The organism is Microbulbifer mangrovi (assembly GCF_002009015.1).
In the GTDB taxonomy this organism is placed as follows: Bacteria; Pseudomonadota; Gammaproteobacteria; order Pseudomonadales; family Cellvibrionaceae; genus Microbulbifer; species Microbulbifer mangrovi.
Genome location: NZ_LZDE01000306.1, coordinates 25,821 through 32,158 on the forward strand (window position 1 = coordinate 25,821; position 6,338 = coordinate 32,158).

A 6,338-nucleotide genomic window follows, 5' to 3' on the forward strand; every position below is an offset into this window, starting at 1 on the left:
CCCACTCCCTCCCGGTGAACATTTTCCGGCCGGGCCATCTGGCCGGTGTTCATTCCTATCCCCGTATCTGCCTCTCCGCCTTCATACATTTACACCCTCATATCTCATATTGGATATGACACCCAGTCCACGGCTCCCTAGCATCCTATAGCGACTGAGACAGAACGCTGTCCGGGCTTTCCAGGAGTAAATGGACGATGATCAAAACCCATAAACAACGCTTTCTAATCAACCTTGCCTGCATCGCTACCGCGGGTCTAATACCGGTAATGGCGAGCGCACAGCTTGCTCTTGACCCCCATGTGGCCGAGGTCGGACCGGAGTCCGATGTGCCGGTAGCTATCCAGAATGCCCGCTGGCATATGAATGATGCCGATATCAACGTGCTCACGTTCCGCAGTATGGAAACCCTGTTTACCACCCGGACCGTGGCCCGCTCGGGCAATGTGTCCGTACTGCCTCGCGAGGATAGCGCGCTCGACTTCGATTACCAGTTCGAGGGCAGGACTTACAAGCCGGAGGAGTTCCTCGATCGAACCTACACCAATGCCATGCTGGTGATGAAAAACGGAAAGATCGTCTACGAGAACTATCTCAACAACAGTAAAGCGGACACGCATTTTATGGGCTGGTCGATGACCAAATCCCTGACTTCGCTGTTGGTCGGTATTGCCCTTGAAGAGGGCCGTATCCGGTCCCTGGACGATGATATTACCGATTACCTGCCCGAGCTGAAGAGTGGCGCCTACAAGGGGGTCACCATCCGTCAGGTCCTGCAAATGCGCTCAGGGGTTGATTACGAGGAGAGCTATGACTTCGACAGCCCGGGGATCGCTGCGCGCAACCATATCCAGGCGCTGGTGAAGAATGTTGTGCGCTTTGTCGACGCCGCACGTGACATCGAACGCGCGCATCCGCCCGGCAAAGTATTTCAGTACAAGACCATTGATACCGCTGTACTGGGGCTGCTGGTTGAGCGGGTGAGTGACGGCAGCACGCTGGCCTCATATCTGGCAAACCGGCTCTGGGAACCTCTGGGCGCGGAGTCAAATGGCTTCTTCATTATGGATGGCGAGCCCGGCGTGGGTCGCGAGTTCAGTGGCGCTGGCTTCAATGCCACCCTGCGTGATTACGCGAGGATAGGCGAACTGATGCTGAATGAAGGAGAGATTAATGGTCGTCGAATTGTTTCTCGTGATTGGGTCAGGGAATCGGTAAAGCCCGCGGGCCCGGAAGAAGGACCGATGGATTACGGCTACCAGTGGTGGACAGTATCCAAAACGCCCGCGTACTCCGCAATCGGCTTGCAGGGGCAGTTCATTTTTGTCGATCCGTCGACCGCGACGGTCATCGTCAAGCTCAGTTATTTTCCGCCGGAAGACAAGGACGAGGCGGCCATGCGTGAGACGTTCAGTTTCTTTGAGGCCGCATCGAAGTGGAACCCAGGGAAGGACAGGGTTTAACCGGTGAGACTGGAGCAGGGACGCTCCAACCTATGCGGAATACGAGAGCCGAAAACTATGCGATCCATCAATTTCAAAAAAATAAGTATCGTCAAATAAGGAAATGACCATGAAGCAGAACAAGATTCTCCTTGCTACGCTACTGGGCTCCGCCAGCAGCTATGTGCTCGCGCAGACTGCTGATCCAGTGGCCGAGGCACCACGAACAGCCGCCTCCACCGTCGAAGAAGTGGTGGTGACCGCACAACGCCGTGAAGAGAGCCTGGAAGATATTCCGATGTCCGCCACGGCATTGAATAGCAAAATGTTGAAAAACCTCGGCGTGAGCAAAGTTCAGGATCTGCAGTCCGCTTCTCCGTCACTCTCCATTACGGATACGGGCCCGACCCTGAGTGTGAACATTCGCGGTATCGGCATTGCCACCAATACACCGAATGTCACTACGGGAGTTGCCACCTATATTGATGGACTCTTCCAGCCCCCTATTGTGCAATCGAACAGCTTCTACGATATCGAATCCGTAGAAGTACTGCGCGGCCCACAGGGCACCTTTGTCGGCAACAACTCTACCGGTGGGGCCATCTTCATTAATACCCGATCTCCAGAGCTTGGAAAGTTTGGGGGCTACGCAGAGACATCCCTCGGTAACTATGACAGCCTCGGATTTGAGGGCGCGGTCAATATTCCCGTTACCGAAGACCTGGCCGTACGCTTTGCGGGCTTGACCCGAAATCGCGAAAGCTACTACGAGGATATCGGGCCGTTCGAGAACGATGCAGGAAAGCTGGAAGAATACAGTGGCCGTGTAGGCATCCTTTGGAACCCGGAAAACCTCGAGCTGCTATTCAAGGCACAAACCAACAAGCGCAAGACGGGAGGCTATCCTGCCCAGCCGATCGCCGGAACCACCTACGGAGCGTTCCGCGTTGAAGATCCTTTCACCTATGCCTTTGACGAAGATGTGGCTTACGAAGACAGCGGGGATATGTATAGCCTGAAGCTGGATTACGCATTGGCAAGTGGGCTGCAGCTGCGGTCGGTGTCCGGCTATCAGGACAAGGCCATCTCGAATATTTCGGACCTGGATGGTTCGACCGCTCCAGTAGCGGCAAATGGCGATATCGTTGAAGATTATTTCGCCAATGAAAAACAGCTGAGCCAGGAAATCAACCTCATCTCACCAGTCGACGGCCCGTTTGACTGGGTACTGGGTGCCTACTACCAGGAAACCGATATCGACATCATGATTGTCGATACACAAGCTGCCTTTCCAACCGATATACCCGGCGGCAACCGTCGAAAAGTTACCGGGCTATTCGCCCAGGGAAACTACGAATTCCTGCCCTCTTGGGAACTGCAGACAGGACTGCGCCGATCTACCTATGCGGTAGAGGGGCACGGCGGTATTTTCGTGGGTCGCGGTATCCCCGGATTCCCTGCTGAAGGCCTGCAGGTGGGCGATCTCGGTGGCGATTACAGGGACGACCAGATTACCGGGAAGCTTGCATTGAACCGCTACCTGGATAGTGGCTTGGTGTATGCGCAGGTGTCCACAGGCTACAAGCCGGGCGGATTCAACTCCATTTCGTCAGAGTTCGATGCAGAAACTGTAACCAGCTACGAGCTCGGCTGGAAGTTCAGCGCATTTGATGATCGCATACGCACCCAGTTGACGGCGTTCTACAACGATTATCAGGACTTCCAGTTTGCGGTGCTGGAGCCTTCTACCGGCGTAGAGGGGTCGGAAAATATCGCAGACATGACCATCAAGGGGCTGGAAGCGCAGGTTCAGGCACAGCTCGGGAACTGGTCAATCGTCGGTAATCTCGGTTACACCCAGTCAAACCTGCCAGCCCAAACCTTTATCAACGCACGGGCACTCCCCGGCAGTTCACTCGGTCCTCAGTGCCCCGCAGGTATGCCATCCATGCCGCCAGTGTGTTTCGATTACGGGCCCTTTATGGAGACAACCACGGGTGGTGATGCGTTATACGCACCGGAGCTAACTTACAACCTTTCGGTAAGTTACGAATATACGCTCGATGGCGGCCTCTACCTTACGCCCCAGATCAGCTATTCCCATATAGACCGACAGTATTCCTACCTCGCTTACTCACCAGAGTCTGATGCGCTGGCCAGCCGCGACCTGCTCAATGCCAGCATATCCCTCACGGACGACCAGTGGAAAGTGTCCGCCTATGGCAGCAACCTGACCGATGAGCAATACGTCTCCGGCCAGTTTGGCATCACTGAATTCTATGGCGCGCCTCGGGAATATGGACTGCGTCTGAGTATCGCTTTCTGACAAAAAATCATCTTAACCCTAATGGTTACTCCCTTTGCCGGATTGTCGCGACGCAATCCGGCTTTTTTCAGGGAGAGATGTCGTCGCGGAGGTACCATGCCTGTAAAACTAATTCCTGTCTTTCGCCACCGCGTCCTCAGCGTGCTGGTATCCATTCTGTTTACCACGGGGGTAGCTGCGGACAGCAGGTATGCGGATCGCGTTTTACTCGATGCCCGGGTCTACACGGTTGATCCGGCCAGGCCAGAAGCGAGCGCAATCGCAATTCGAAATGGAACGTTTGTCTTTGTGGGAGACCCCGATGGCGCCAAATCATGGATCGGGCCAGAGACCGTCGTAGAGACGCTAAACGGCCGGCTGGTGTTGCCAGGGCTCATTGACGGCCACACTCACCCGGGAATTCTGTCCCTGTTTGCTTCTACAGATATGGCGGCAGCGCCAGACCCGGAACCGGCGGCGTTACTGGAGTGGCTGGATAGCTACGCGAGCGAAAATCCGCAGGTACCATTCATTATTGCCGGCTTCTGGCGCACCGCCGACTTTGGCATTAAGGGCCCGCACAAAGCGCGCCTGGACGCAGTAATCAGAGATCGTCCGGTAGCGCTGATGGACGATTCTGGCCACAGTATGTGGCTGAATAGCAAGGCGCTGGAAGTGATGGGAATCGGGCCGGATGCCCCGGACCCTGCACCAGGACTTGCCTACTACCAGCGGGATAAAAATAACGAGCCCACCGGCTGGATCAAGGAATTCAGCTCTGCGCCGATCCAGGAGCGGGTGTTGTCCGAGGCAACCACGGCCGATCTCACGGCCAACCTCGAACACTTTCTTCGTTATCTTTCGAGCCAGGGAGTCACCAGCCTGTACGACGGCGGCAACCTCGGACTGCACGACAAGGTCTACAGCGTGCTGGCGAAGATGGACAGGGAAGGGCGCCTGCCACTTCGTTACGAGGGTAGCTACCACGTCCATCTCCCGAGCCAGATTGGTCGCGCTATCCCGGAAATCAAGCGGCTGCGAAAAACCTATGGCGGTCGCAACCTGCACTTCAATACCGTAAAGATTCACTTCGACGGTGTGCACGAGATCAGGACTTCAGCACTGCTGCAGGACTTTACCGACGATGTGGGAAATCACGGCGGCACGCTCATTGACGAAGATCGACTGGTCAAATTTATCCGCGAACTGCATCGAGAAAAACTCGATCTGCATATGCATGTCGTGGGTGACAGGGCAACACGGGTAGCGCTGGATGCCTATGAACGCGCAAAGCAGAGGGGATGGAACTACCCGCGTCTTACCCTGTGTCACCTGGAGCTAGTGAGTGAGGAGGATATCCCGCGCTTCAAGCAACTAGGCGTAGTGGCGAACTTTACCCCGCACTGGTTTGGCGACCTTTTCCAGGGGGCCGCGTCCAGCCTGGGAGAGCGCAACGAGCAGAAAATGCGTGCGAAGTCATTCTTTGAGGCGGGTGCGACCGTGAGTTTTTCGAGTGATGTGGTCGTGCCAGAAGAAATGGATCGTGCAACGCCATTTCTCGGTATGCAGATTGGCCTCAATCGTCAGGATCTCAAGGGCGGTGAACGAGCAAAAATCATGCAACCTGTTTCAGAAAGACTGACTCTGGAGCAGCTCATCCGTGGATACACCATAAACGGGGCCTATCAGCTCAGGAGGTCCGCATCTCAGGGTTCGATTACCGCAGGCAAATCTGCAGACCTGGTGATTATGCAGGATGACGTTTTTACGCTGGATAGATACCGGATTCACCAAGCCGAAGTGTATCGGACCATGCTTGCGGGAGACTACGTCTATACCGCGGAGACGTCGCAGGCTGATAAGAAAAATTAACACATAAATAGACCACCAATACTGGAGTGATAGCGTGGACACTGATATTACAAAAAGAGCGACTTTACGAGGCATGGCTGGCGTCATCGGCGTCGCAGGTATAGGTAGCCTCGGCCTTGCCAAGGCTACAGCGAGCAGGGCACAGCCACTGGGGAATATTCCTGAGGAGCGGCAACTCTCTGCAGAACTGGTGCTACAAATCCATGTGGCTCTCGGCGAAACCGAGGATATGGGGAAAACCGCTGACGGCCACCGTATCAATTACCCGATTATTGGCGGCCATTTCAGCGGCCGCGGACTCAAAGGGAAGGTGATTCCTGGCGGTGCTGACATGTCCATCGAACGCGCTGACGGTGTAACCATGATCAACGCACTTTACCGGCTCAATACCGACGATGGTGAGACTATCATCATCGATAACGCCGGAATCTGGCGCCCCAATGCCAATGGGCTCAAGAAGTTAAAGGCTGGCGACAAGCTGTTGGCAGAAGACTATTACTGTCTGACATCGCCAAAATTCAGCACATCCGTGGGTAAACACAACTGGCTCAGCCAAAACATCTTCGTGGGTACCATTGATGATGTAGAGAATGAAAACGCCGTGCTTATCGGGTGCTACATGATGAATCAGACAGCCTGAGCGCGAGATTGAAGCCAAATGGGCTAGAACATGCCTGGCTGAAGAGCCAGGCACATTCACACATCACACATCACACATC

At 54.9% G+C, this 6,338-nt stretch carries 4 protein-coding genes; all 4 read left to right on the forward strand.

The window, feature by feature from the left end; all coding sequences use genetic code 11:
- Positions 1-197: 197 nt before the first annotated feature.
- On the forward strand, positions 198-1,463 hold the full coding sequence (locus B4U49_RS09620; RefSeq protein WP_078084384.1) for a serine hydrolase domain-containing protein: 1,266 nt from the start codon (positions 198-200) through the stop codon (positions 1,461-1,463).
- A gap of 109 nt (positions 1,464-1,572) precedes the next feature.
- Positions 1,573-3,768, forward strand: coding sequence for a TonB-dependent receptor (locus tag B4U49_RS09625; RefSeq protein ID WP_158078593.1), 2,196 nt, complete (start codon positions 1,573-1,575; stop codon positions 3,766-3,768).
- 96 nt (positions 3,769-3,864) lie between these two features.
- Positions 3,865-5,619 carry an amidohydrolase gene (locus B4U49_RS09630; RefSeq protein ID WP_158078594.1) on the forward strand — a complete coding sequence of 585 codons (1,755 nt, stop codon included), beginning with the start codon at positions 3,865-3,867 and terminating at the stop codon, positions 5,617-5,619.
- A gap of 73 nt (positions 5,620-5,692) precedes the next feature.
- Positions 5,693-6,259, forward strand: a complete 567-nt coding sequence (locus tag B4U49_RS09635) for a DUF3237 family protein (protein WP_078084387.1) — start codon at positions 5,693-5,695, stop codon at positions 6,257-6,259.
- The last annotated feature ends 79 nt before the right edge of the window (positions 6,260-6,338 follow it).